The organism is Bacillus sp. FSL R10-2780 (assembly GCF_038006125.1).
Taxonomy (GTDB): Bacteria; Bacillota; Bacilli; order Bacillales; family Bacillaceae_G; genus Bacillus_A; species Bacillus_A cereus_U.
The window spans coordinates 1869547-1895697 of sequence record NZ_JBBOUQ010000001.1 but is presented as its reverse complement, the minus strand read 5'-3'; the positions used below and the strand labels follow the sequence as shown (position 1 = coordinate 1895697).

Sequence of the window (26151 nt, the reverse complement as noted above, 5' to 3'; positions counted from 1 at the left end):
GAAATCTCTGTGTCTTTTTTTTAGGAAAAACAAGGAAATTAAATGTAGTGATGGAAAATATAATTATAAATATATTGCTACATATATATGAGTACTGTTTTGTGGAAACTAAAGGAAAGGGGAAATAGAAAATGTTGAAATTACAAGGAAAATACAATGGAGCGAAAGTGTTTACTACTAACGTAGAAGAAACTGCAGCAGGTCAAATTATTGATCTTTGTAATCAAGAGTTCGTAAAGGATAGCAAGATTCGTATTATGCCAGATACACATGCAGGCGCAGGTTGTACGATTGGGACAACAATGACGATTCAAGATAAAATCGTGCCTAATTTAGTCGGGGTTAATTAATCGGCTCAGACTTTAAACTACTCACTCAATTGACTGGGACCCCTAACGATAAAAGGCGAGGGCAATCAGCAGCCAGTGGTTATGGTGACATAATCGAATGGTTCAGAGACTTGTATCAGGTTAGCAGACTGAGATACAGAATTATTCCTCATCCATTTTGAGTTGAAGAGGGATAATTAATACGGTGAGCCTACGGTAGAGACTGCATATCTCGATGACCGTAGAGAAGGTATAGTCCACTCTTTCAGGAAACTGGGAGGTAAGTACGATATTGGTTGTGGCATGGAAGTTGTTATGATTAATAAGAAGAAAGAGGAAATCAACTTCGATCACTTAGACGAAACAATTCGTAAATTTGTCCCAAGTGGTTTTCGTATTCGAGGTAAGGAACATAGATTTTCAAAAATAATTGATTTTGATAGTGTAAGAGCCCCGTTCACATTACAACGTGCTCAAAAGAGTATTGGTACACTTGGTGGAGGGAATCATTTTGTCGTGCGCCCAAGATGGGCAGTAAATATTGCGTAAATAGGTAGCGATACCCTAAGAAAACTGGGGTAATGCCAACAACCTTATCTGGAATCGAAAGTGAACAGGGAGTGTAGCATGGTTGTAAAGGTATAAGTCAATCAGTTGGTAAGATTGCGACTGAATATCGAGGCATAAAGGATTGTATGAGGATAAAGACTGTAATGTTTGAAGTTCGAGCGTAAGCGGTGCTATGGTTCACTGTTAGGAAAGCCAACTGAAACCTAACATTAATCCTACTTTGGGATAATCGGAAAATATTCCAAAGGTGTTGTAACTGAATCCGCGAATCAGATTGCAATGGTTTTCGTTTGAGGATTAACGCAGTTACAGATGTAATGAAAGCGTGAAAGAACTATCCGACAACAATCTTCCTATATTTACTGTACTAACTGGGGATTACCTAAACGGAAACGCCAATTGGCTATGAGTATTGACTCTGAATATTCCGCAAGGTAACGGAGTTCTCGTAGTAGTCCGAGATAGGGAAAGCCTATTACATGGCGAAGGGGAGCAGTTTACAAAGATTAATACTATATGGAAAGGAGCGAAAGGCTCTTGCAAAATTCTGAAATAGTCTTAATCAATCTATCAAAGCAGGCGAAAAAAGGAGATTACTATTTCGATAGGTTATACAGGATATTGTATAACCCACAAATGTATATCAAGGCTTACTCCAACATTTACAAAAATGATGGAAGTTCTACAAGTGGGATTGATGGTGAAACTGCTGATGGATTCAATGAATTACGAATCAATAAGATCATTGATTCTCTAAAAGATGAGAGTTACCAACCCAAACCTGCAAAAAGGGTATACATTCCGAAGAAAAATGGTAAGAAACGACCTTTAGGGATACCATCTTTCATGGACAGGGTTGTTCAAGAAATTTGTAGAATGGTGTTAGAGGCTATTTATGAACCGAATTTCTCTGATCACTCTCATGGATTTCGACCAAATAAAAGTTGCCATACTGCTCTGATGGAGATTTCAAGACTTTATACAGGAGTAAATTGGTTTGTTGAGGGAGATATTAAAGGTTTCTTTGATAATATCGATCACAACGTACTCATTAACCTTTTGCGTAAAACCATTAAAGATGAAAAATTCATCAGATTAATGTGGAAATTTCTTCGAGCAGGTTATGTTGAAGACTTCAAATTCAAAAAGACTTATAGTGGAACACCTCAAGGGGGCATTATAAGTCCAATTCTTGCGAATATTTATCTGAATGAACTTGATAAATATGTTGTTGATGAATTAAAGAAGGACTATGACAAAGGTGACAGAAAGAAAGACCAAAAGCGAAATCCAGTATACCGAAATCTTGAATTTAAAGCAGGAAACCTAAAAAAGAAAATCAACCACTGCGAAATCGAAACAGAAAGACAGAAATTACTCCAGGAATATAAGTTGATTAAACAAGAAATGTCTAATACTAGATATATTATTGATTCAACTGAATTTAAGCGTATCAAATACGTTAGATATGCCGATGACTTTATCATTGGTATTAATGGAAGTAAGGAAGACTGTCAGAAGATTAAGCAGAAAATAAAAGATTTTCTTGAGACCCAACTAAAGTTAGAACTTTCAGATGAAAAGACGCTAATCACTCACAGTAGTAAGTATGCGAAGTTTCTAAGTTACAATATCTGCGTAGGTAACAATGATAAAACCTATAAGAACTCGAAAGGTATAGCAATCAGAAATGCAAGAAGAAACATTCGTCTAATGATGTCAAAGGAAACATTAAGAAATTTTATATCTGAAAATAAACTAGTTGAGGACATTAACGCAAAAGTTTGGAAACCGATTCATAGAAATCAGTATTTAAGACTTAGCGACCTTGAAATTGTAAATATCTACAATGCTGAAATTCGAGGTATGTATAATTACTTTCGACTAGCAGAAAATGTCACCCACAAAATGTGGCAGTTAAGATATGTAATGGAATATAGTTGTTTGAAAACCTTGGCTGGAAAACACCAATCGAGTGTTCACAAAATGATTAATAAACTTAGAAATGGGAAACATTGGGGGATTAAATACAACACCAAAAAAGGTGAATCTTTCTGTTATTTTTATAACAAAGGTTTCGTCAGAGATAAGACGATTAGGAAGGATGACCCTAATGTTATTCCAAATACGCAGATGTTTAGTTTATCTACTACTGAATTAGAGAGAAGAATTAGTGCTAGAAAATGTGAATGGTGTGGAAAAGAAGATGTACCATTTGAGATTCATCATGTTCATAGATTAAAAGACCTAAAAGGAAAAGAACTATGGGAGAAAATGATGATTGCTCGAAATAGAAAGACCTTAGTGCTGTGCCATGATTGTCATAACAACATTGCACACCCTCAGGGATAGATATTTGTAAATGGAAAGCCGTATACACAGAGATGTGTACGTACGGTTTGGGAGGAGGCTATTGAAAACCTACTGTGGAAACACAGAAAGGCGTCAGTAGCCCACCTCACGAACTGAATGAGGATGATAAAGGGAATGTATTCATTGTCATTCATAGTGGTTCTCGTAATTTAGGTAAACAAATAGCAGAGTATTATCAAAACCTTGCTTATGAGCAACTTATCAACGTTAAATCTATTAAAGAAGAAATCATTGAGCGTCTCACAAGAGAAGGTAGACAACAAGAAATACATGAAGCTATACGAGGGATTAAGAAGCCGGCAATTCGTAAAGAGTTAGCTTATTTAGAAGGTCAAGGATTTAAAGACTATATGAATGATATGAAAATTGCTCAACAGTATGCGGAGTTAAATCGTAAAGCAATGATGGATGAAATCGTCACTAGAATGGATTGGAAAGTAATAGATCAATTCACTACAATTCATAACTACATCGATATGGAAAATATGATTTTACGAAAAGGTGCTATTTCAGCTCAGAAAGATGAACGAGTAATCATTCCGATTAATATGAGAGACGGTTCAATTATTGCATTTGGTAAAGGTAATCCAGATTGGAACTTTTCTGGACCGCATGGAGCAGGACGTATTATGAGCCGTAAAAAGGCTAAAGAAGTACTTAACTTAGAGGATTTTCAAAATACAATGACAGCGGTTTGGACTACATCTGTTGCAGAAAGTACCTTAGATGAAGCTCCAATGGTATATAAGCCAATGAATGAAATCGTTGAAAATACAAAAGAAACAATCGATATCAAACATATTATTAAGCCGATTTACAATTTTAAGGCTAATTAAAAGATGAGTAACGTGTATTGTAATGAAATATAGTATTGGAAAGTGGTCAGTATATTACTATTGGGAGTAGAGTAGGAGGATTGTGGAGAATAATGTAAATGTTTATATAGGGATAGCAGCGGCTATAAACATTTTTATCCTTTCTATAGTTTTCCTTTATTTTAATCCTTACAGTAATCAAATGCTTGATAAGGAAGTATATATTACTGTATTTTTCATGTTTTTGCTTCCGTCTTTTTTAGCAGTTATTGCAGTGCTTGTTAGGAAAAAGATTTTGATGATCCTTTGTGGAGGTTGGTTATTACCTGGGACACTTTACTTTAGTGTAGTTTCAATGCCGGCGTTATGGAATTTATATATTATATTTTTAATGATTTATTTTATATCTATCGTTTGGATGAAAAAGAGAAATGCTTGAAGAGAGTAGTTCTCTTTTTATTTGGCTCTTTTTGTATAGATTGTTGCTATTTTGACCATCCTTCTGAGAGATAATAAAATTCTCTTTCAGGAGGGATTTTAGTATGTGGAAAGACGTTTATGCCAATTTTTCAGATTTGCCAAAACATGAGCAAATCAAGCTGTTTAATCTATTAACAGAAGATTTTTTTTTCTAACGATGAAGAGAATATGAAGGATGCTTTTACCACCATTAGGGAAATGCGTTTTAAAGAAGGGTTAGGTTGTGTCCATTGCGGTAGTGTCAAGGTAAAGCGGAACGGCAAGTATAGAGATAGACAGCGTTATCTCTGTCGTGACTGTGGAAAGTCTTTCAATGACTTATCTAATACCCCTATTTCAGGGACACGTTATCTTGGAAAATGGTCGAAATATTTTCAAATGATGGTCGAAGGTTATTCCCTCCGTTCGATGGGGTTTCAAATGTTGAACGGGATTATCGAGAGCGATGAGACCTTTTTTAAAGAGTCTTTAAAAGGGCGTAGGGGTTTAGATAGAAAGCCCAAGAAACGCGGAGGAAGAGACAAAAAGAGAGGGATTAGCAATCTTAAAATTGCCGTTGTGGTGGCTCAGGACCGTAATGAACAAGTTATCGCCCAAAAAGCTGGAACTGGTCGTGTGAGAGCTGAAGAAATTGATGCGGTTATCGGATGCTACATTGACCCTTCTTCGTTGCTATGCACAGACACAGCAACGAACTACAAGAAATTTGCTCTAATTAAAGCTCTGAAACACGAACCTATTAATCTAAGCAAAGAAGGATATGTAAAAAAGGGCATCTACCATCTCCAAAACGTCAACAACTATCACAAGCGATTAAAAGGGTGGATGAATAGGTTTCAAGGAGTAGCAACCAAATACTTGGACAATTACCTTTATTGGTTCAACTTTCTTCAACAAAGCAAAAAATTGGCGGAAAAAGAACAGATAAATCAAATGCTACTTAGTGCCTGTCAAAATTCTAATCAAATCACTGTGAATTTTCTGCGTGAAGTATAAAAAACAGCCATTCCTTAGTGAAACGGCTGTTTTTGTAATTCAATAAAAGCTCCCAGATTGCGGTAGATATTTTTAAATATTATTTTGTTTTTTTTGACTTGATTATAATAAAAGATGGACTTCGCGATTCGTTTATTAAATCTGGCATTTTCTCTATCCCTGCCAAAGTTGATTGTGGTTCGATTATTTTATCCAGCGAAAGCCCGTGTTCAATCAAAGTATTTATTAATGTGGCAACAGTTCTATGATAAATAACCACACTATCGTCAACAAACCAGTTGTGTACTCTGATTCCTTCTTCTTGATAATTATCTAATGCCCAGTGTGATGTATTACCATCCTCAGTTTTTATCCAATGGTTGCTTCCTTTGCGAGCTGTTGCTATTGGATGTTCGGTTGAAAAGATAAATTCACCACTGCTTTTTAATAGTTCATTAATCTTTTGAATCATTGCCGAGTAATCTTCAATGTAATGTATAGAGAGGGAACTTATAATCAGGTCGAACTTTTGATTGGTTAGTCCCATATCCTCCATAGGAAGACACATAAATTCTATGTTATCATCCTGATTTAACTTTTTAGCACGTTCAATCATATTTTTGGATATGTCTACACCTATTACGTTTTTTGCACCATTTTCTATACAATACTTTGAAAAATGACCATCACCGCAACCCAAGTCTAATACCGATTTTCCTTTCAAACACAGAATTAATGATTTGATTGCTGGCTGTTCTATGAAGTCATTAGCGTTTATTCCACTTTCACGCAATGCTGTGTAGTTTTTGAAGAAATTCGGATTATCGTAAATATTTTGTTTCACCTACATCACTCCTCAGATAAGGTTTTCATAGATTAAGCTGACTTCTGTTTCCAAATTATCATACTAACCATAAAAATTTTGTCATCCTTTTATTATAGTAATGGTTTTTAGGAAGATATCTCGAACTCAATACTTTCACAATCCTGCCCGTTTGCTGAATAATCTGCTGTAAATACTATACCGTATTAAGAAAATTAACCTTTATTTTAATTATAAGCAACAATCTTTACGAAAAGAGCCTTTTATTTTTTATTAAGCTATTGAAACGATAGTGAAGGGACGAGAGCGTAATGAAGCGAGAACTATCGAAATTAGCGGATGTACTAGTCAATCATTCGACTAAAGTGCAGCCTGGTGATCATGTGTTAATTCAAAGTGTTACTGAAATAGATCCCGCAGTAGTTCGTGAAATTATTAAGTCTGTGGAAAAAGCAGGGGGATATGCGCATGTATCAATGCGCGATGTTTCTGTTACAAGGCAATTAATTCTATCAGGATCTGAAGAACAATTTAAGTTATTTGCAGATTGGGAGAGTTATCGATTAAGTAAAATGCAAGTTTATATTAATCTCCGTAGTCCTAGAAATGCATATGAATTAGCAGATGTACCGGCAGAAAAAATGAAGTTATATCAAAAGATATTTGGAAAAGCACATAGTGAAGCAGTGTATAAAACGAGATGGGTGACAACTCGCATTCCGAATGCGGCTTCTGCGCAAGAAGCAAATATGAGCACGGAGGCTTATGAAAAATTTTATTATGATGTATGTACGTTAGATTACAAGAAAATGTCGAAAGCAATGGAGCCATTAAAAGAATTAATGGAAAAGACAAAACGAGTGAGGATTATTGGAGAAGGAACGGATTTGGAGTTTTCAATTGAAGGAATAGGCGTTTTAAAGGGGGATGGTACGGATAATATCCCTGATGGTGAAATATATACAGCACCTGTCAAAGATTCAGTAAATGGAATAATAACATTTAATACAGTATCAGTTCAACAAGGTTATGCGTTTCAAAATATAAAGTTACATATTAAACATGGGAAAATAATAGAGGCATATGCAAATGATACAGAGCGAATGAATCGAATTCTTGATACGGATGAGGGAGCGAGATATATTGGAGAGTTTGCGCTGGCTTTTAACCCATACATACTACATCCGATGAATAATACGTTATTTGATGAAAAAATAAATGGTAGTTTTCACCTAGCGATTGGAGATTCATTAAAAGGTGCAGACAACGGGAATAAATCAGCGATACATTGGGATTTAGTAAACATTCAAAGACCGGAGTATGGCGGTGGTGAAATTTGGTTTGATGACGTACTGATAAGAAAAGATGGACGTTTTATTTTGTCAGAGTTGTTCGGATTAAATGAAGAGAATTTGAAAAGATAAAGTATTTTATTGAGATTATGTAAAATAGATTAAAACACAACGTATCAAACTAAGCGATTTATCGTGTGATTTTACACTCATTTAATATTAATAGGTAAATAGAACAATTGGTGCCAATTGTTGAATGGGTAGTGTAAAAAAGACAAAATCTCTTAAAAAACACTTAAATTTTTACTCCATCTATCTTTACAATCCCTCCTTATAATATGAATTGGACAAGCAACTAAGAGAACGCAGAACATGTCAGTTTATACATTCTATTATTAGGGGGAGAAATTGTATGAAAAAGGCAGTTGCTTCATTAGCTGTTATGGCGGTATTATTACCGACATTTACAATGCACGCGGAAGAGAAAGAGCGAGTAAGAAAAACAGCTACGATGTTTAATGTTATTAGTGACATTCAAGGGGATTTAGGGGATTTTGATCACGTATTAAAAGATATGAATAAAGTAACGCCACTTTCTAGAGCGCTTATTATGAATGGGGATATAACGCCAACTGGACAGCAGTCACAATATGATGATGTAAAGCGTGTGTTAAACAAGAATAAGCATCCGGAAAATGTATGGTCAACTGTTGGGAATCATGAATTTTACGCTGGTAAATGGACAGCTGATGGGAAACTCTCTCAAAATACATGGCCAAATGGTGTAACGGAAGAAACATTGTTTAATCGATATTTAAAATTTAGCGGACAAGATAAGGTATATCATAAAAAAGAGTTAGACGGTTATCCGCTTTTATTTTTAGGAACTGAAAAATATATGAAATACCACGATTCGAAAATGTGGGATGAAGTATATATGAGTGATGAGCAATTAGGATGGTTAAAACAAAATTTAGAAGAGTATAGTCAAAAAGATAAAAATAAACCAATTTTCATTTTCTCTCATCACGTTTTACCGGATACGGTATCTGGATCAAGACAAAATCCGTATTTACAAGATTATTTAAACATTGATAAATTGTACGATATATTAAAGGACTATCCGCAAGTTGTTTTCTTCACAAGTCATACGCATTGGGATTTAAACTTACCAGATTGGGCTGGTAAAAAGAAAATTGAAGGCGGAGATGAAAAAGGATTTACGGTTGTAAATACGGGCGGAATTGAAACAGGCTGGATGTCAGCTGGATCAAATGGTGGCGAGAAGAATGCTCCAGATGGATATTCATTTAAACAAGGATTACAAGTGAAAGCATATGGTAACGATGTAATCGTAACAGCTTACGATTACAAACGTGATAAGGATATAAAGAAATTATCAATTAGTGATGCGAAAATCGCACAAATGGCACCAGATGTGACGGCTGATGATAGAAATAATGTAATCGTTGGTGCAACAGAATATATGGAGTACTCTGTAGAAGGAACGAACGAGTGGAATACGTATAATCCAGGAAACCCGCCAAAATTTGATGGCGACAAAATCGTATATGTTCGTCATAAAGGAGAAATGAATTTAGAGCCGGGATTAACACAGCTTCTTCGTTTTTTGGCAAATAAGTGATTGGAGAGAGCCCATCTCAAGAAGAGTGGGCTCTTTTTTGATTGATGAGAAAGTATTTCTGTTTGTGATTTTTTGTCGGCAAATCGATATATTAAGAAAATCGTTGATATATTTCAAGTTACGATCGATATATTTGAAAAATCGTTGATATGTTGCAAGTAATGAACGATATATTGAAAAAATCGTTCGTATAATTTCATTCACCGTATTCGAAATTCCCTACATTTTTAATCAGGAAAGGTGACTTCATCATTTTTCCATGTAATAATAGTATGGTTACATTTACTGTAAAAGAGTATAAAAGGAGCGTTATTGATGAATTTAGCTAAATTTCCGAGAAAAAAATATACAGAATCATATACACCAATTGAAAAATTAAACAATTTTTCTGAAGCACTTGGTGGGCCGACTATTTATTTTAAACGAGATGATTTACTTGGTTTAACAGCTGGCGGTAATAAGACGAGAAAGTTAGAGTTTCTAGTTGCGGATGCACAGGCAAAAGGTGCAGATACGTTAATTACAGCTGGTGGTATTCAATCAAACCATTGTCGTCTCACACTTGCAGCTGCGGTAAAAGAAAAAATGAAATGTATTCTTGTGTTAGAAGAAGGGCTTGAGCCAGAAGAAAAGCCAGACTTTAACGGAAACTACTTCTTATATCATTTATTAGGTGCTGAAAACGTAATTGTTGTGCCAAATGGAACAGACCTTATGGAAGAGATGCATAAAGTAGCGAAAGCAGTAAGTGAAAAAGGAAATACACCATACGTCATTCCAGTTGGTGGATCGAACCCTACTGGCGCAATGGGATATATTGCTTGTGCGCAAGAAATTATGGCTCAATCATTTGAGCAAGGAATTGATTTCAGTTCAGTTGTTTGTGTAAGTGGTAGTGCTGGTATGCATGCTGGTTTAATTACTGGTTTTTCCGGAACACAAAGCAAAATTCCTGTAATCGGAATAAATGTAAGTAGAGGAAAAGCGGAGCAAGAAGAGAAAGTTGCAAAACTTGTAGATGAAACTTCAGCTCACGTTGGTATTCCAAACTTTATTTCACGCGAAGCTGTTACATGCTTTGATGAATATGTAGGACCAGGATACGCTTTACCAACACCAGAAATGGTTGAAGCAGTACAGTTACTTGCGAAAACTGAAGGTATTTTACTTGATCCAGTTTATACAGGTAAAGCAGTAGCGGGACTAATTGACTTAATTAGAAAAGGTAAATTTAATAAAGAAGACAACATTTTATTCGTACATTCAGGTGGCTCACCAGCTTTATATGCGAATACGTCTCTGTTTGCGTAAGTGTGAAAAAGCATTGGGTATCCAATGCTTTTTGTTTTGAATTAATATTGAAATTTGATACAATTTCGTGAATATGCGATGATTTTTCAACATTCAATGGTAAACAACGATATATATATATAGGAGATTGACATATGACAGAATTTTGGGAAGCAAGTTTTATAGAAAATCAAATGATGTGGGGATTTGAACCTTCAGACTCCGCAATTTTAGCGAAGGACTTTTTCCTTGAAAAGAAAGTGAAGGATATATTGATTCCTGGTATTGGATATGGAAGAAATGCAAAGGTTTTTATTGATAACGGAATAAACGTAACAGGTATTGAAATTTCAAAAACAGCGATTGAATTGGCGAGGGCAAATGAACTTAATGCTGATTTCTTCCATGGTTCAGTAACTGATATGCCTTTTGATAACAAACTGTATGATGGTATATTTTGTTATGCACTTATTCATTTATTGAATAAGGATGAGAGAGAGAAGTTTATTAAAGATTGTTATAGTCAGTTAAAACCAAACGGGTATATGATTTTTACTACTATTTCAAAAGATGCCCCAATGTTTGGGAAGGGTAAACAACTAGGTAAAGATTACTTCGAGATAATGGAAGGGGTCAAAATGTACTTTTATGATGTTGACTCGGTAAAACAAGACTTTGGAAAATATGGACTGATGGAAACTACAGAAATTGTGGAGCCACATAAGAATATGGAGAGTAAACCTCCATTTAAATTTATAATGATCAAATGTCAAAAAACACTATAATTACAATTGTGTAAAAAATAGTGAACTGTTACTTAATAAGCCGGATGAGTAAGCTATTCACGCTTACTCATTATTCTTTAAAGGCGAAGTAAGGGAAGTCAAATGGCTTCCCTTACTTCGCTTAATTTAGGTTTAAAACATGTTCTAAACTTTCAATGAAACATTTGTTATATAATGGAATTATCGAAACATGAGAAGGGTGATTATATGAGTACAACGTTAAGATGGGTCATATACACGATACTCAGCATTTCTATAATACTAATACTTCTTTTAGGTTACGGATTATATTTATATTTTACGTGAAATGGTAACCGAACCAAAGGAAAAATAAAATAATTGCTGTATTAAATAACGTAAAGGTTAAACCGATAATAGATAAAATTTTCTTTTCGGTACGACTACAAAAAGAGATAACTGCTAATATAATTGCTATAACAGCGGAAGCTAATATGAAGTATGCGAAAGGAACCACATATTCTACACCAACTCTGTCTAAAATAGGTGAGAAGAGAAATAGATTAATAGTAACGAATATACTTACAATAAGAAACGTATAACTTTTCCAAGTGTATGTTTTTAGTTGCATCGAAGGGCACTCCTTCCTTATTAGTGTTTATATGTCTAATCGCAAGTTATTTACCTTTATTTTACAATTAGGGATGCTTTTTATTAAAAAGAGAGGGACTAATATGCGAATTAGAAAATTGACTTTAGTGTTTATTGCTATTTGTATATTCATAGTAACAGGCTGTTCAAATATACTAGGAAATGAAGATCAAAGAATCGAAGTGCAAAAACGTGTTGGTGATGATAAATATGAAGATCTTAAGATAGTGACAGACAATAATCAGGTGTTGCAAGTAAAGAAAATATTAAATGAAATTCATTTTGAAAATAAAAAAGTGGAAATGTCTCGTTCAGCTGATTATCACTTTGTTTTTCAATTTAAAAATCCGAAAATAGAGGCGAAAGCTGTGTTGTATCAAATTTGGATAAGTCCTAATAAAGATAAAGTAGAAGTAATGGCGGGGGATAATCGGTATGCTCAATTAGAAGGAAAAAATGCAGCCACTTTGTTTTGGATTGTTACGGGAGAGAAGTTAGCTGAATAAAAGTATATGGTACTTAACTTTTTGGTGTTTATTGTAATGATTTACTACGTGTAAGGGACTATTCAATGTGTCGTTCTATTAAGAAATCTAAATTAAATCAATTAATTGCGATAAAATCTAGTTAAAAATAATGAAATTTCAGGAAAAATAAGGTACACTAGTCAATGGTTTTGGTTTAAAATCGATTGACGTTAATGTATACGGGGGAAAGATTGATGAACAACAATACAGTAAATGAATCAGTTGAAGAAGTTGATAGAAAACGAGTAAGATCAAGCAAACGTTTTACAAATTGGAAGCTTATCGCAGCGGGTGTTGGTATAATTGCACTTCTCATTGGGGGAATGAGTTATTATCAGGCAACTCACTTCAATTCGAATGTTACGATTAATGACACAAAAGTCGGTGGTTTGAGTGCTGATCAGGCAATACAGAAATTAAAAACATCTGGACTAGCAAACAAAGTCTATGTCGATCAACAACAAATTTTAGATGAAAAAGATACAAAAACGGAACTTACGGAAAAAGATTTGCCTCAAATTAAGAAACTATTAAAAAGCCAGTGGACATTTTTCCCTTCTTCAAAGGAAAAAAATTATTCATTGCTACCGGACGAGGCGGATCAGTATCGTAGTGAAACGATGAAAAAACTTGTAGAAGAAAAGCTCATCTCTATGAATGAAAAATTAAAAGCGCCTCAAGATGCTATGGCGAAGCTTGAACAAGGAAAAGTTGTTATTTCGAAGAGCGTTGATGGAAAACAGTATGACGTTACTAGTCTACTGAAAGATTATGACAAGCAGAAGTATAAAAGTGAAATTCATCTGAAGTCTACATACATAAAGCCTATTAAAGAAGACGATCCGATTGTCAAAAAAGAGGAGGAAGCACTACAAAATCTTCTTCAACAGTCCGTTGAGTATAAAGTACAGAATGAAGTTTATCCTTTAAAAGCGAAAGATTTAATTCAAAATGCTTCTATGTCAAAGGATATGAAAGTTACAATCGATGCGAGCGATATTAAGAATAAGATTGCTGAAATTAATAATGCTAAATCAACATTAAATAAAGATTTCGCATTTAAAACTCATTCTGGTTCGGTCATATCAGTAAAAGGGCAAGGCTATGGCTGGGCACTAGATGTTGAAAAAGAAACAAAACAAGTTCAACAAGCCTTTGAGAAAGGCGAAAAATCACTTTCTGCTTCTAATATTCACGGAAATGGTTGGGAGAAGGAAGGTATCGGTTATAAAACAACATCGAATAATGGCATCGGAGACACGTATGCGGAAGTTTCAATTGCAGAGCAACAAATTTGGATTTACAAAGATGGAAAATTAGTAGTTACAACAAATGTAGTAACTGGTAAACATAGCACGAGTGAAGATACATCACCAGGTGTGTGGTACGTCCTATATAAACGAACACCATACACGCTGAAAGGCAGCGCAGTAGGTAAAGCTGATTATGCAGTTAAAGTAGATTACTGGGTTCCATTCACAAATAGCGGTCAAGGATTCCATGATGCAGGCTGGCGAACAAACTGGGCAAATAATGCTTATTTAACAGGGGGATCAGGCGGATGTGTTAACCTTCTTCCTAATGTTGCAAAAACTGTGTATGATAGTTTGAACACTTATGATCCAGTTATCGTGTACTAGAAAATAGCTACTATCAAAAACTTAAACGAATAAACAAAGCAGGAAATTTTACCTGATGATACATGAAAAAACGCCTCTTGAATTCGCATATTTAGTGTGCAAATTCAATGGAGGTGTTTTTTGTTTGAAGACAAGAGTTCATTGCCTGTAAAAAAAGAAGTGGAAAGAGATTGAGGTGAAAAATAGGTATTCAAATAGTCAATAAAATTGACACTGAATATCATTTTCATTTATTATGGAATCGTCACATGTAATTGGATATGATTTTTGTGAAAAAGTTTACTTTTTTATTAATATAATAGATTTCTATTAAGGTGTCACATTTAAGAATTTATACGTAGGAAAGGGTAAAATAAAAATGAACTGGAAAAAAGGCGGATTATGGATTATTATTTTTTTCATTGTAAAAGGTACGATTTCTACACTTTTAATAGTTACAGGTGCTAAATATTTTGATTTATCATTTATGCAACTTTTCGTACTAATACTGATCTTATTACTGATTTCTCTCATAAGTCGAAAATTGCTGTATAGACATAAGCAAAATAAAAAACAAAAAGAGCTAAATATATAATGAAGCCCCAGAGACCTTTGGATTTCTGGGGTTTTACTTATAAAAATTTATAGTTTATAAAACAAAAAATTCTGCACCATTTAAACTCGGGTAACAATTCATGTGATCAAGAATACTTGAGCTAACAGATTTCGTTAGATTGCCATCATCTTTTTTATAATAGAATAGATTCATTACCGTTTCAGACCTATGTATTCATTCATAACCTAACAGTAAAAGGGGGGATGATTGAAGGTATGGCGATTAATGAGGAATCAATTTGTCAACAGTTTGCAAGAATCATCGGCGGTCAAGAAGGATTCGCCGGTGGAAAATGTGTAGCAACAATAAATCGGGATGAAATACAAGCAACAATCTTGGGAAAACGTTTTAGAGTAACAACTTCCTTCTCATTCGAATCACGAGATAATAAAACTGGACGGGCATTATGTCTAGGGCGGGTAGCACTCTTGCAAAAGGAAGTTACTGAATTTGTTGCTACAATTATTAAACAAGGAATAATAGTTTCGTCTATACACAATGAGTGGTTATGTGATAATCCAAATTTGATTTACGTTAATATTGAAGACGTTGATGATCCACTAATTTTCGCAAGAAAAGTCAGAAGAGCGTTATGCAATTAACTAATTTCTTTAGTTAATTGAGTGATTATGTTGATTAGAATATTTCAGAGTGTTGAATGGTATATTTGGAAAATAGATTTAAGTGGACGGTTTTATAAAATCTCATATATAGCTAAAAAGAGTAACTCCATTTTGATCACTCTTTTTCAAAATGGAGTTTTTGTAATTACTTTTAAATAAGGAGTGAAGAGAGCTTTTTAATCAATCTTTATTCTGAAGCTACAGACGAGCATACATTATGCTCGTTTTTCAATTGGTAGTTTAAATGTAAAAGTACTGCCTTCTCCTAATTCACTTTCAACGGTAATTTCTCCTCCGTGTAGTTCTATAATCCATTTTACCATCGACAATCCTAAACCTGTGTTTCCATTGTTTGAAGATGTTCGTGCTGTGTCAACTCGATAGAAGCGGTCCCATATTTTCGCAATATGTTGCTCGCTGATGCCTATGCCATTATCGGAGACTTTACCTATTATGTTGGTTTCATCCCGGAACAGTTGCATATTCACAGTGCCGTTCGCTTTGCTATAAGCAATCGCATTCGTTAGTAAATTCATTAATAAACGCATCATCAATGTTTGATCTGCTTTAATAAACAGGTCTTCCTCTATATTAGTTGTTATATCAATCGAAGCTTCTTGAACCATTAATGAAAGCTCTTCTACAACGATTTCCGTTAATTCACTCATATTGATACATTCAAATTGAAAAGTATTATGCTTTTCTTGGTCAACTCTTGCTAATAATAAGAGTTGCGAGATTAACGCGGACATTTTACGTGATTGCCTTAAAATTATTTCTAACGATTCTTCCATTTCTTTCGGATTATTCCTCTGTGATAAAGCGTATTCGCATTGCGAAATAATAACAGATGTTGGTGTTCTTAATTCATGAGATGCGTCAGATGTAAATTGTTTTTCACTTTCGAATGATGTCTCCAATCGCTCAAACATTTTGTCAAAGGTTTGTGCTAAATGATACATTTCGTCTTTCGATGAACCTTGTAAATTAATTCTCTTCGAAAGGTCTTTACCATCACCAATTTTACTAGCTGAATCACTCATTTGTTGCACAGGTCGAAACGCTCTTTGCGTAATAAAATATCCTCCCACTGCCGCAATGAGAATAAGTAATGGAAATGAGATGAGTGTTACCACAATAAGCGTATTCATGGTTGATGATAATTGATTCATGGTCATTATTCCACGAACCCAGACTTGCTCATCGCCGCCTACATTATGGAGAAAATCATATACTATCCATTCTTTATTACCGTCTTTAATGGTTTGTATTTCATCGGATTTAAGCGGTACCTTTTTATTAAAGCTTGTTGGACTATTTCCTGCCAGCAGCTCACCTTGTTTACTATAAATGAGGATATTTACTCCATCTTCTAAGGTTTCAAAATCATCGTCAATCTTTAACTGTCCATGCTTATATTCGATATCTTCAATACTTTCTTTTACTGTGCTCTTCAATTGACCTTTCATATTAAACAGCAAAACTTTATCTGAAGAAGTTAAAATAAAAGCTAACACGAGTGCCATAATAATTACAATTAGCCCCGTATACCACAGGGTCACTCTCATTTTTATTGATAGTCTTTTCATGATTCTACTCGCAATACGTAACCAGTGCCTCGTACTGTATGAATTAACTTCGTTTCAAACTGGCTATCAATTTTTTTACGAAGGTATCGGACGTAAACATCAATAATATTCGAGCCACCTTCATAGTCGTAATTCCACACATGTTGCTCAATTTTATCTCGTGTCAACACAACTTCTTTATTACGAATCATATATTCTAAAATAGCAAATTCTTTACTGGAAAGATTGATAACTCGATCTCCCCTTGTTACTTTATGCATATTGCAATCCACCACTAGGTCAGCGATTTCAAACACATTAGATGTATTTCCTGTTTTTCTTCGCATCAACACTCGAATTCTTGCTAACAGTTCGTCAAAAGCAAACGGCTTTACTAAATAATCGTCCGCACCTAAGTCGAGTCCTGTTACGCGATCATCGATTGTATCTTTAGCTGTAAGAAGCAAGACAGGAGTTGTATTATTGTCCGCGCGTAATCTTTGTAATACTTGTAAACCATCTATTCCGGGAATCATAATGTCAAGCACAATCAAATCGTAGGTAGCCATGCTTATATAATCCAAAGCATCTTCTCCATTCCCACATCCATCGACACTATAATATTCTGCATTTAATCGTTTTACCAATATATTTTGTAAGTCTTGTTCATCTTCGACAATAAGAACTCGCATTAACATTCTCCTTTTCTTCTTATTTATATGTATCACTATAATTCCAAAACATTAAAGAAAGATTAGAAACTATTTAATTATATCATTTTATTTTTTGCACATTAATCTTCCTTTAATGTTTGTTCAGTAATATAAAGACAAGGATAAGGTGCATATGTAAAGGGAGGAGAACATAATGGGAAAATGGATGATGATTGGAGCAATGTCTTGTTTATTTTTAACAGCTTGTTCTACTCAAGCTGATAACGATACAGAAGTGCAACAACTGAAAGTAGAAAATGATAAATCACAAAAGGAAGGTGCTCAACTACAACAAGAACCACACGAAACACAATCTGCTATGAATGATACTAAGCAAACACAAGATTTCAAAAACGAAGTTACATCTATTGTAGAAAAGGCAAATAACACGAAACCAGTTGGAGCAAAAGAAGATAACTTAAATACGTACTTAGCAGCAAAAAAAGAAATTGACCAATTAGATGACAAGATAGATCTATCTGAAGATCAGTTAGAAGCAGATTATCACGCTGGAACGATAACTGTTGAACAATATCAAATACAAGAAAGAGAACAAGATATACTTGAAGATCAATTAGAGCAAGCAGAAAATACACTTGAAGCAAGATTTGGAATAGATGATTAATCATTAAGGAGTGGATGAAAATGTTAAAACATAAAAAGAAAATAATTATAAGTGTAATTGCTATTTTAGTAAGTGGTATTGCTATTGTTGGTGGATATTATGGTATGGGTTACAATTATGCAAAAAAGAATGAAAACTACACAGAGAAACAAGTTCGTGAAATTTCTTTAGCTCATACAAATGGAGAAATTATTAATGTGAAAAAAGAATTCGAATTAGAAGATGACAACTTAGCACAATCTAAATTTGAATATGAATTGGAAATCAAGACACCTGATAATCTATTAAATATTTTAAAGGTTAGTGCTAGAACAGGCACAATAGAAATCAATAATGAAGATTGAAGAAATATTGACAAATAAAATATCACGTATTTTAAAAAACTCCTAACAAAATTTGTTAGGAGTTTTTTCACGTTTATACTCTACTATTCTAAAAGGGGAGCCGCTACATCGCTATCAAGTTAAGAAATACACTCATCTTTTTCATTTTTGGGACAATTACTCGCTTAAGTTGATAGATGTGTGGCGGTAGCCCTAATAGAAAAGAATAAGGAACAAGCTATAAGTTTAAAGAGTAGAAATGATGAGGTTTTATTGAGAAAGTTTTTTTGAACTATTTTTTGTTATTATGTTAGTAATCTATAGGCAAAGGAATTAAAACAAAGTATTGATACAAAAGTTAATAGCATGGAAGAAGATCAAAAGAATACAGAGTATTATTCACTTTTAGATTTTAGGTTTAAAATGTTAAGTGCAGAGTTTTATCCCAATCAATCTGATATATCTAAGAATGATCTAAGAAAAATGAAGTTAGATGAAGTTCCATCAGATGAATCTTTATTATATTATTACCATTTCTTTAAGGCTTCTCATGCTACGATAAACGGTGATTTTAAAGTGGCTGAAAAGCATTATGGGATAGCTGAATCACTGTTGGAAAATATTCAGGATCCAATCGAAAAAGCAGAATTTAACTTTAAGCTATCCAACTATTATTACCATGTTTGCCAGCCTATTTTAGTAATTCAATATGCAACTAGAGCAAGAAATACATTTGAAGGGCTGTACGGGTGTAACAGGAAGGTTGCAGCATGTGACAATGTTCTGGGTTTAGCATGTATAAAGTTAAATGAATTTGAACAGGCAGAAGTTTATTTTATGTCGTCTCTGGATATTTTGAAAAAGCAGAATGAAGAAGAGTTAATGTTACGAGTTCGGCATAGTTTAGGGGTTATGTATGCAGAACAAGATCTATCTGAGTTAGCACTTCGTTATTTATCAGAAGTATCACAAAAAATCCCGAATCACTTTAGAGCGATTTTTTTGGAAGCTAGAGAGAATTTTAAGTTAGGAGAAACAAAGCTTGCAGCGTCCCTAATTGAAAAAGGATTAGTAATCTGTAATGAACTAGAACAAAAAGAATATAAACATCATTTTACAATTTTAAAAGAAATGAATGAGAATGTTTCTGCTGAAGAATTAGAGGTAGCTATTTCTAATGGCATTTCTTTCTTTAATGAAGTAGGTTTATGGCAATATGTCCAGGAATATGCTGAAAAATTAGCGGTTAAATATCATAAAGAAGGAAATTCAATAAAATCTAGTGAATACTTCTATTTAGGCTATAAAGAAAAAGAAAAAGGTTTTCAGAAAGGGGCTTTAAAATGAAAAGAATCATAAACAGTACAATTGGATTAATAATAACAGTCGTGCTATTAAATGGAGTAAATGTTTCAACGGACCAAACAAAGGTTAATACAACAAGTAGTATACAATATACGCATGGAGAGCCGTGGGGTTGATTTGTATACGTTATTATATTTTAAGATGAATATTGTCTTATCCGATTACAAAAAACCTTACCTTACTATCAAAGGTAAGGTTTTTTGCTGTTATTATGAAACAAAAGTTTCATTTTAGAGGTTAAAATAAAGGGGGAAGTTGTGTGTTTATGTTGTTAGAAAGTATGTAGAAAGGGGTATTTTTCAATCTAGCTTTAGAGAATTATGTGAATAGCACCCATAAAAAAGACCTCTATTTTTATATTCTTGAAAAAATTAGATATTTTGCTGCACGCTCAGGTTGTAACAATTCTGTTCAGATATATAACTTAAAGGAAAGAAATAGGGTATTCTATTTCTTTTTATTTCTATAACAAAATATAATTAGTAAGTCGAAAATGACGATAATAATTAGAAGTAATAATTCTAAAAGTACTTCTGTTTTTCCATTTTGTAAAGATTTAATAAAGAAATCCCATTCTTTTTCATAGGGGGGCTGTACCCAATTTCGTTGCAGTCCTAAATACATTCCATTTAAGAAAAAGACAATACTTAATAAGATCCTTCCGACTAATACGATAGCTACTTTTATATTCCAATTCTTTATCTTGATTACATAAAGGATTGGAAATAGTATAAGCACCCAAAAAACAATAATATAGGCTGTATTCATCATTTTATACTCCTAACAAAATGATTGTTTCTTAATCTGGGTGAATTTTCAGGTTGAAGCAAAGGAGTTAGGTGGGAGTCGGGCTGCCCGTAAACGCCCGATTGGCGAAGGTTAATAATCAGTGGGGGATGGACAAAACCCCCTCTGATTAAAGTTTCACTTTATCTCTCCGTCTCAAAAAACTCAATCCACTCTCCATCAGGACCAGCGAAGAATATGTAACGTGTTCCATCTGGTAATGTTTCGATTTCTTCTCCTAGTAAAAACGTTACTTTGTGGTTTTCTAGTCTTTTGATTTCATCTTCTAATGAATCTACTTTAAAGCAAATGTGATGTACTTTTCCTTCTGCCGGAAGGGAAGAGTTATAACCTTCAATTAGTTCGAGTATCGTTTCTTTTGATTCTTCTACACCTAAAAATGCGAGTTTTAAGTTTGGGTCTGGATGTCCCATACGTTTAATGAGCTGTAAGCCGACTACGTCTTCATAAAATGAAATAGATGTTTCTAAGTTTGCGACCATAAGTCCGACGTGTTCGATTCTTCTGACTGGCATGTAGATTCCTTCTTTCTGAAAATTTTATACATAACATAATATTGAAAATTAAGAAAATAAGCAAGATATAATTGTTAAAAATTTTAGAGCGTTATATGTTATAGTGAGAAAGTATGTTTGGGGAGACGGAAGGAGCTTATTTTATGAATACAACTACTCAAACTCCTTCATTATCGGAAACGATGAAAGAGTGGCATTATGCATTAGCTTATGAAATTAAACATTGGAAAACGATAGGTGGTAGTAAAATTTCTATCATTAACGGTCGTTTTTTATATACAGATTATGAAAGTACAGTATACGTATTTCAGCTTATTTCTGAAGTAAGCTTACCTGAAGGTTCACCGATTCGAATTGAGTTCGATGGTGAGGAAGCGACAGGAGAAGTATTATCTGTACATGGATTAGAAATAGAACTGAAGTTAAATGATTATATACAAGGTGAAATACGAGAAGCTGTGTTATATAGTGAACCGTGGCAATTGTTAGAACAGTTGCAAGAGAGATTGAAAGAAGCACATAAAGATAAGCTGAAACGTAATCGTATAAAGCGTCTTGTTGATGGGACGAGCAGTCCGAAACACCTTGAAAAGATGAAAAATACGAAAAATGAATTGGCTTACCGTTCTTTTTACAATCCGACAACGTATGTGTGGGGACCACCTGGAACAGGGAAGTCGTACAATTTATCACGTATTATTTCGGCTCATTATCAAAAAGGAAAATCGGTACTTGTGTTAGCTCATAGTAATGCGGCAGTTGACGTATTAATGAGTGAAGTAACGAAGCAAATTGAGAAGAAAAAGAAATGGACACCTGGTGAAATCGTCCGTTACGGTTTTAGCCAACATGAACATATACGAAATCATGAAACGTTACTTGCATCGAAGTTAGTTGAAACGACGAACGGATCTTGGGGAGAAGAAAGACTTTATTTAGAAGAGACACGACAAGATCTTCGTGAAAAGATTTTATCATATAAAGCGACTTCTGCTGATAAGAAGCGTATACAAGAGATTGAAAGTGATCTTCGAAAGCAAAAAGCGAAAATTAAAGAAGTAGAAAAAGAATATATTGAAAATGCGCAAGTAATCGGTGCAACGCTATCAAAATGTGCCATTGATTCACTTATTTATGAGCGTACATTTGATTTAGTTGTCGTAGATGAAGTAAGTATGGCGTATGTTCCGCAAATTGCATTAGCTGCTTCTCTTGGAAAACGTATTGTCGTTTGTGGCGACTTTTTACAATTGCCTCCGATTGCGATGGCGAATCATGAACTTGTTCGAAAGTGGCTCGGCGAAGATATGTTTTATCATGCAGGGATTGTTGATTCTGTAAATAAATCAGAAGCACATCCCAATCTTTTTATGTTGCAGGAACAGAGACGTATGCATGCGGATATATCGAAGTTTACCAATTCATTTATTTATAAAAATAGAGTGTATGATCATGCATCTGTTTCAGAGCGTAAGGAACTTGCAAAACTACAACCGTTCGCAAATGAAGCCAGTGTTTTATTTGATACGAGCTTAATGGGAGCATTTTCTTTAAAAGATGCTGCGTCTGGTTCGCGTTTTAATATTATGTCTGGTTTAGTGGCGATGCAAATGATGTTAATTGGACTGTTAGACGGTGTTCAATCGATCGGTGTCGTTACACCTTACAGGGCGCAGTCGCGCTTTTTATCAACGTGTATTAGAGAAATGTTGCAGAAAACGAAATATCAAAACATACCAGTGTTAGCGGCGACAGTTCATAAGTTTCAAGGTTCTGAAAGAGATATGATGATATTTGATACGGTTGATAGTTATCCGCAAGAACGTCCTGGCGTGTTATTCTTTGATCATAAAAACCATCGTCTCGTCAATGTAGCAGTAACGAGAGCGCGAGGAAAGTTCATTCAATTATCAGATTGCCACTACATGCGTAAAAATTTGTCGAGAAAACAAGCGTTATCGCAATTAACCGCTCATATAGAACGTCACGGAGATGTGTATGATCGCACGACATCAAGACAAGTGTGGGAGCGAAAAATCTCGAAACGATTACGCTGGTTTATGGAAATGAATCTTGAAGAGCCGAAAGGGCTATTAAAAGATATTTTAGCGGCAAAACGAAAAATTATCATTTCCCTTCCAAGTACAAGGCAAGTGGATAAACGAGTATGGCAAGCGTTAATGCGTACGAATGCGCAAATAACAGTTTATAGTGATGGACCAGTTCCATTGAAAAATATAAAGTTACAAAGGCAAAATAAAGCATTCCCGTTTATATTAATCGATGATGAAATCTTTTGGGCAGGAGCACCTCTTACATCTCAAATGATGTTTGAAGGTAGTATGGAATTTCCGTACATATGTGCAAGAATGCAAGCACCTGAAACAATTGGTGTATTAAAAGGGTTTTTAGATATTCGGTAAATTCGGATAGGAATTCCTTGACTTTTACTTGGAATAAACTTAGAATAAAAATAATTTAATATAATTTTATGAAAATTCTTATCACGAGAGGTTGAGGGACTGGCCCTATGACACCTCGGCAGCGGATTCTTTATGAATACTGTGCCAATTCCAGCAAGGTAACTTGAAAGATAAGAAAGAAGCTCATTTTGACTGTATATGCCAAAGCCTCTTTCTATCTTTTAGAAAGAGGCTTTTTTACGTAAAAATAAAGGGGGAAGAAAAATGGGAGCGACAGGAGTAACGTCACAAAGAAAAACAATTGAAGAGAGTATAGAAAGAAATAAGGAAAAGTACATAAAAACAAGTCATGATATTCATGCGAATCCGGAGATTGGTAACCAAGAATTTTATGCATCAAGAACGTTAAGTTTATTGCTAGGTAGTGCAGGATTTCAATTGCAACATAATATAGCTGGTCATGAAACAGGATTTATCGCGCGAAAAAGCTCAGGAAAACACGGACCAGTTATCGCATTTTTAGCGGAGTATGATGCTTTGCCAGGACTCGGTCATGCGTGTGGTCATAATTTAATTGGCACAATTAGCGTTGCGGCAGCGATCGCATTATCAGAAATACTGGAAGAAATCGGCGGAGAAGTTGTCGTGTTCGGAACACCAGCAGAAGAGGGCGGGCCAAACGGTAGCGCGAAATCGAGTTATGTAAAAGCTGGTTTATTTAAAAATATTGATGCGGCGCTTATGATTCATCCGAGCGGAAAAACAGCGACAACGAGTCCATCACTAGCGGTCGATCCACTTGATTTTCATTTTTACGGGAAAACAGCTCACGCAGCAGCTTCACCAGAAGAAGGAATTAACGCATTAGATGCGATTATTCAGCTGTATAACAGTATTAATGCGCTTCGCCAACAACTGCCGTCAGATGTGAAAATTCATGGAGTCATTACAGAAGGCGGAAAAGCACCTAATATTATTCCTGATTACGCTTCGGCAAGGTTCTTCATCCGTGCTGCAACGAGAAAAAGATGTGCGGAAGTAACAGAAAAAGTAAGAAATATTGCACAGGGGGCAGCGTTAGCAACCGGTACGAAAGTGAAAATTCATCAATTTCAAAATGAAATCGATGAACTACTCGTAACAAAAACATTTAATGACGTCGTAGCCGAAGAGTTAGAATTACTAGGTGAAGACGTAAACCGTAAAGAAAGAGTAGGAATTGGCTCAACAGATGCAGGAAACGTAAGCCAAGTCGTACCGACAATTCATCCGTACATTAAAATCGGACCAGATGACTTAATTGCTCATACGAATGAATTTAGAGAAGCAGCACGTTCACAATTAGGAGACAAAGCATTAATTACATCGGCAAAAGCACTAGCGAATACAGCGTATCGATTAATTACAGAAGAAGGGTTGTTAGAGAAGGTGAAGGAGGAGTTTAGAGAGGAGCAGAGGAATCAGGGATAGGAGGTTAAAGGGAGTGGATGATCCACTCCCTTTTTCTTTTTTGAGGAAAGTGTAATATTAATCAAAAAAAATTGATTAATAAGTTGCATAAAGAACTAATCAGCGTATATACTATAAACATCAAAAAAAATTGATGAAGGGAGAGTGAATGATAGTGGCACAAGATTTTCAGCTATATGAGAAAAAGTTTAAAGCGTTAGCTGATCAGAAGCGTTTAGAGATTATGTATGAACTTTGTCAGCGAGGACAAACTTGTGTGTGTGATTTAACAGAGGTTTTCGAAATGACACAATCTAAGTTGTCATATCATTTAAAAATCCTGTTAGATGCCGGTTTAATTGTAAAAGAAACAAAAGGTACGTGGAGTTATTATGATTTAAATGATGAGGAAGTAAATAATTTATTATCAGAAGAATTATGCTGTATCTTTAGAAAAACAGGAAAAGGGAGCTGTTGTTAAAATTTTGCCCTATTAATCAAAAAAAATTGATTAATATTATTTTAAGAGGAGGAATAAGTTATGAGATATGTTCATGTTGGTATAAATGTTACTGATTTAGAGAAGTCTATTGAATTTTATGAAAAGGTATTTGGTGTGTCACCAGTTAAGGTGAAAATGGATTATGCAAAATTTTTATTAGAAAACCCAGGGCTTAATTTTACACTGAATGTACGAGATGAAGTGAAGGGAAATCAGGTAAATCATTTTGGTTTCCAAGTAGAGACAGCTGAAGAAATTACATTTCATAAAGAAAAATTAGAAAAAGAAGGTTTCTTTGCACGTGATGAGATGGATACTACTTGTTGTTATGCGGTTCAAGATAAGTTTTGGGTAACGGATCCTGATGGTAACGAGTGGGAGTTCTTTTATACAAAAGCAGATAGTGATGTTCATAAAATTGAAGATCCATCTTGTTGCACGACTTCTAACGTAGTAGATAAAAATTCTTGTTGTTAATAGGAGATGGAAA

At 34.5% G+C, this 26151-nt stretch carries 25 protein-coding genes, 3 pseudogenes and 1 riboswitch; of the genes and pseudogenes, 22 read left to right on the top strand and 6 right to left on the bottom strand.

Translation table 11 applies throughout. The annotated features are described in order from the left end of the window. The first annotated feature begins 131 nt into the window (after positions 1-131). The 6 genes and pseudogenes from NSQ47_RS09875 (at position 132) to NSQ47_RS09850 (ending at position 5563) form a co-directional block, all read left to right on the top strand. Positions 132-350, top strand: a complete 219-nt coding sequence (locus tag NSQ47_RS09875; RefSeq protein WP_341036740.1) for an RtcB family protein — start codon at positions 132-134, stop codon at positions 348-350. A gap of 282 nt (positions 351-632) precedes the next feature. Next, a pseudogene (locus NSQ47_RS09870) lies at positions 633-845 on the top strand (RtcB family protein); the annotation flags it as partial. A 591-nt stretch (positions 846-1436) separates the two neighbouring features. After that, positions 1437-3251, top strand: coding sequence for a group II intron reverse transcriptase/maturase (gene ltrA / locus NSQ47_RS09865; protein WP_341036739.1), 1815 nt, complete (start codon positions 1437-1439; stop codon positions 3249-3251). Between the two features lie 74 nt (positions 3252-3325). After that, positions 3326-4108 (top strand): RtcB family protein, encoded by a 783-nt coding sequence (locus NSQ47_RS09860; protein ID WP_341036738.1) that lies wholly within the window; start codon positions 3326-3328, stop codon positions 4106-4108. An 82-nt stretch (positions 4109-4190) separates the two neighbouring features. After that, entirely contained in the window at positions 4191-4526 is a 336-nt protein-coding gene (locus NSQ47_RS09855) for a hypothetical protein (RefSeq protein ID WP_002161180.1), read from the top strand. 103 nt (positions 4527-4629) lie between these two features. Continuing rightward, a pseudogene (locus tag NSQ47_RS09850) lies at positions 4630-5563 on the top strand (IS1595 family transposase). Positions 5564-5642: 79 nt separating this feature from the next. On the opposite strand, the gene NSQ47_RS09845 reads toward NSQ47_RS09850, so the two are convergent. Continuing rightward, positions 5643-6386, bottom strand: a complete 744-nt coding sequence (locus NSQ47_RS09845; protein ID WP_002066207.1) for a class I SAM-dependent methyltransferase — start codon at positions 6384-6386, stop codon at positions 5643-5645. Between the two features lie 290 nt (positions 6387-6676). Here NSQ47_RS09845 and NSQ47_RS09840 point away from each other — a divergent pair, with 290 nt between their 5' ends. The 4 genes from NSQ47_RS09840 (at position 6677) to NSQ47_RS09825 (ending at position 11377) form a co-directional block, all read left to right on the top strand. Then, positions 6677-7789 carry an aminopeptidase gene (locus NSQ47_RS09840; RefSeq protein ID WP_341036737.1) on the top strand — a complete coding sequence of 371 codons (1113 nt, stop codon included), beginning with the start codon at positions 6677-6679 and terminating at the stop codon, positions 7787-7789. Positions 7790-8069: 280 nt separating this feature from the next. Further along, entirely contained in the window at positions 8070-9302 is a 1233-nt protein-coding gene (locus NSQ47_RS09835) for a DUF4073 domain-containing protein (RefSeq protein WP_341036736.1), read from the top strand. Between the two features lie 315 nt (positions 9303-9617). Next, the gene (locus NSQ47_RS09830; protein ID WP_341036735.1) at positions 9618-10613 is read left to right on the top strand and encodes a D-cysteine desulfhydrase; all 996 of its coding nucleotides are present in this window, start codon (positions 9618-9620) and stop codon (positions 10611-10613) included. A 134-nt stretch (positions 10614-10747) separates the two neighbouring features. Next, a complete protein-coding gene (locus NSQ47_RS09825; protein WP_341036734.1) occupies positions 10748-11377 on the top strand; it encodes a class I SAM-dependent methyltransferase in 630 nt (209 codons plus the stop codon). A gap of 298 nt (positions 11378-11675) precedes the next feature. On the opposite strand, the gene NSQ47_RS09820 is transcribed toward NSQ47_RS09825, so the two are convergent. Continuing rightward, the gene (locus NSQ47_RS09820; protein WP_242245989.1) at positions 11676-11966 is read right to left on the bottom strand and encodes a hypothetical protein; all 291 of its coding nucleotides are present in this window, start codon (positions 11964-11966) and stop codon (positions 11676-11678) included. Positions 11967-12069: 103 nt separating this feature from the next. Between NSQ47_RS09820 and NSQ47_RS09815 the strand changes: the two genes are divergently transcribed. The 4 genes from NSQ47_RS09815 (at position 12070) to NSQ47_RS09800 (ending at position 15350) form a co-directional block, all read left to right on the top strand. Beyond that, on the top strand, positions 12070-12492 hold the full coding sequence (locus NSQ47_RS09815) for a hypothetical protein (protein WP_215596718.1): 423 nt from the start codon (positions 12070-12072) through the stop codon (positions 12490-12492). A 215-nt stretch (positions 12493-12707) separates the two neighbouring features. Continuing rightward, on the top strand, positions 12708-14153 hold the full coding sequence (locus tag NSQ47_RS09810) for a L,D-transpeptidase family protein (protein WP_341036732.1): 1446 nt from the start codon (positions 12708-12710) through the stop codon (positions 14151-14153). 358 nt (positions 14154-14511) lie between these two features. Next, a complete protein-coding gene (locus NSQ47_RS09805; protein WP_002161189.1) occupies positions 14512-14727 on the top strand; it encodes a hypothetical protein in 216 nt (71 codons plus the stop codon). 236 nt (positions 14728-14963) lie between these two features. Continuing rightward, positions 14964-15350: a DUF1259 domain-containing protein gene (locus NSQ47_RS09800; protein ID WP_341038227.1), complete on the top strand. Its 387-nt coding sequence runs from the start codon at positions 14964-14966 to the stop codon at positions 15348-15350. 236 nt (positions 15351-15586) lie between these two features. Here the strand turns inward: NSQ47_RS09800 and NSQ47_RS09795 are convergent, their stop codons facing one another. Both NSQ47_RS09795 and NSQ47_RS09790 read right to left on the bottom strand, forming a co-directional pair. Continuing rightward, entirely contained in the window at positions 15587-16960 is a 1374-nt protein-coding gene (locus tag NSQ47_RS09795; protein WP_341036731.1) for a sensor histidine kinase, read from the bottom strand. Further along, positions 16957-17631 (bottom strand): response regulator transcription factor, encoded by a 675-nt coding sequence (locus tag NSQ47_RS09790; protein ID WP_002161191.1) that lies wholly within the window; start codon positions 17629-17631, stop codon positions 16957-16959. The genes NSQ47_RS09795 and NSQ47_RS09790 overlap by 4 nt, the downstream gene beginning before the upstream one ends. 175 nt (positions 17632-17806) lie before the next feature. Between NSQ47_RS09790 and NSQ47_RS09785 the strand changes: the two genes are divergently transcribed. From NSQ47_RS09785 to NSQ47_RS09770, 4 genes and pseudogenes are all read left to right on the top strand, one after another. Beyond that, positions 17807-18277, top strand: coding sequence for a hypothetical protein (locus NSQ47_RS09785; RefSeq protein WP_341036729.1), 471 nt, complete (start codon positions 17807-17809; stop codon positions 18275-18277). 20 nt (positions 18278-18297) lie between these two features. Further along, positions 18298-18621, top strand: a complete 324-nt coding sequence (locus NSQ47_RS09780; protein ID WP_002110675.1) for a PepSY domain-containing protein — start codon at positions 18298-18300, stop codon at positions 18619-18621. Between the two features lie 315 nt (positions 18622-18936). Then, positions 18937-19947 (top strand): annotated as a pseudogene (locus NSQ47_RS09775) (response regulator aspartate phosphatase); the annotation flags it as partial. Then, positions 19944-20081: a Phr family secreted Rap phosphatase inhibitor gene (locus NSQ47_RS09770; RefSeq protein ID WP_088078878.1), complete on the top strand. Its 138-nt coding sequence runs from the start codon at positions 19944-19946 to the stop codon at positions 20079-20081. The pseudogene NSQ47_RS09775 and the gene NSQ47_RS09770, both read left to right, overlap by 4 nt. A 331-nt stretch (positions 20082-20412) precedes the next feature. Here NSQ47_RS09770 and NSQ47_RS09765 read toward each other — a convergent pair whose 3' ends face one another. Both NSQ47_RS09765 and NSQ47_RS09760 read right to left on the bottom strand, forming a co-directional pair. Beyond that, positions 20413-20736 (bottom strand): hypothetical protein, encoded by a 324-nt coding sequence (locus tag NSQ47_RS09765; protein ID WP_078181064.1) that lies wholly within the window; start codon positions 20734-20736, stop codon positions 20413-20415. A 158-nt stretch (positions 20737-20894) separates the two neighbouring features. After that, positions 20895-21287 carry a VOC family protein gene (locus NSQ47_RS09760; protein WP_341036728.1) on the bottom strand — a complete coding sequence of 131 codons (393 nt, stop codon included), beginning with the start codon at positions 21285-21287 and terminating at the stop codon, positions 20895-20897. 113 nt (positions 21288-21400) lie between these two features. On the opposite strand from NSQ47_RS09760, the gene NSQ47_RS09755 reads away from it, so the two are divergent. From NSQ47_RS09755 to NSQ47_RS09740, 4 genes are all read left to right on the top strand, one after another. After that, a complete protein-coding gene (locus NSQ47_RS09755; RefSeq protein WP_341036727.1) occupies positions 21401-23710 on the top strand; it encodes an AAA domain-containing protein in 2310 nt (769 codons plus the stop codon). Positions 23711-23785: 75 nt separating this feature from the next. Continuing rightward, positions 23786-23887, top strand: a riboswitch (SAM riboswitch). Between the two features lie 87 nt (positions 23888-23974). Beyond that, complete coding sequence (locus NSQ47_RS09750; protein WP_341036726.1) at positions 23975-25180, top strand: M20 family metallopeptidase; 1206 nt, start codon at positions 23975-23977, stop codon at positions 25178-25180. Between the two features lie 148 nt (positions 25181-25328). Next, a complete protein-coding gene (arsR, locus tag NSQ47_RS09745; protein ID WP_002161234.1) occupies positions 25329-25640 on the top strand; it encodes an arsenical resistance operon transcriptional regulator ArsR in 312 nt (103 codons plus the stop codon). 60 nt (positions 25641-25700) lie between these two features. Further along, positions 25701-26138, top strand: coding sequence for an ArsI/CadI family heavy metal resistance metalloenzyme (locus tag NSQ47_RS09740; RefSeq protein ID WP_341036725.1), 438 nt, complete (start codon positions 25701-25703; stop codon positions 26136-26138). Positions 26139-26151 lie beyond the last annotated feature (13 nt).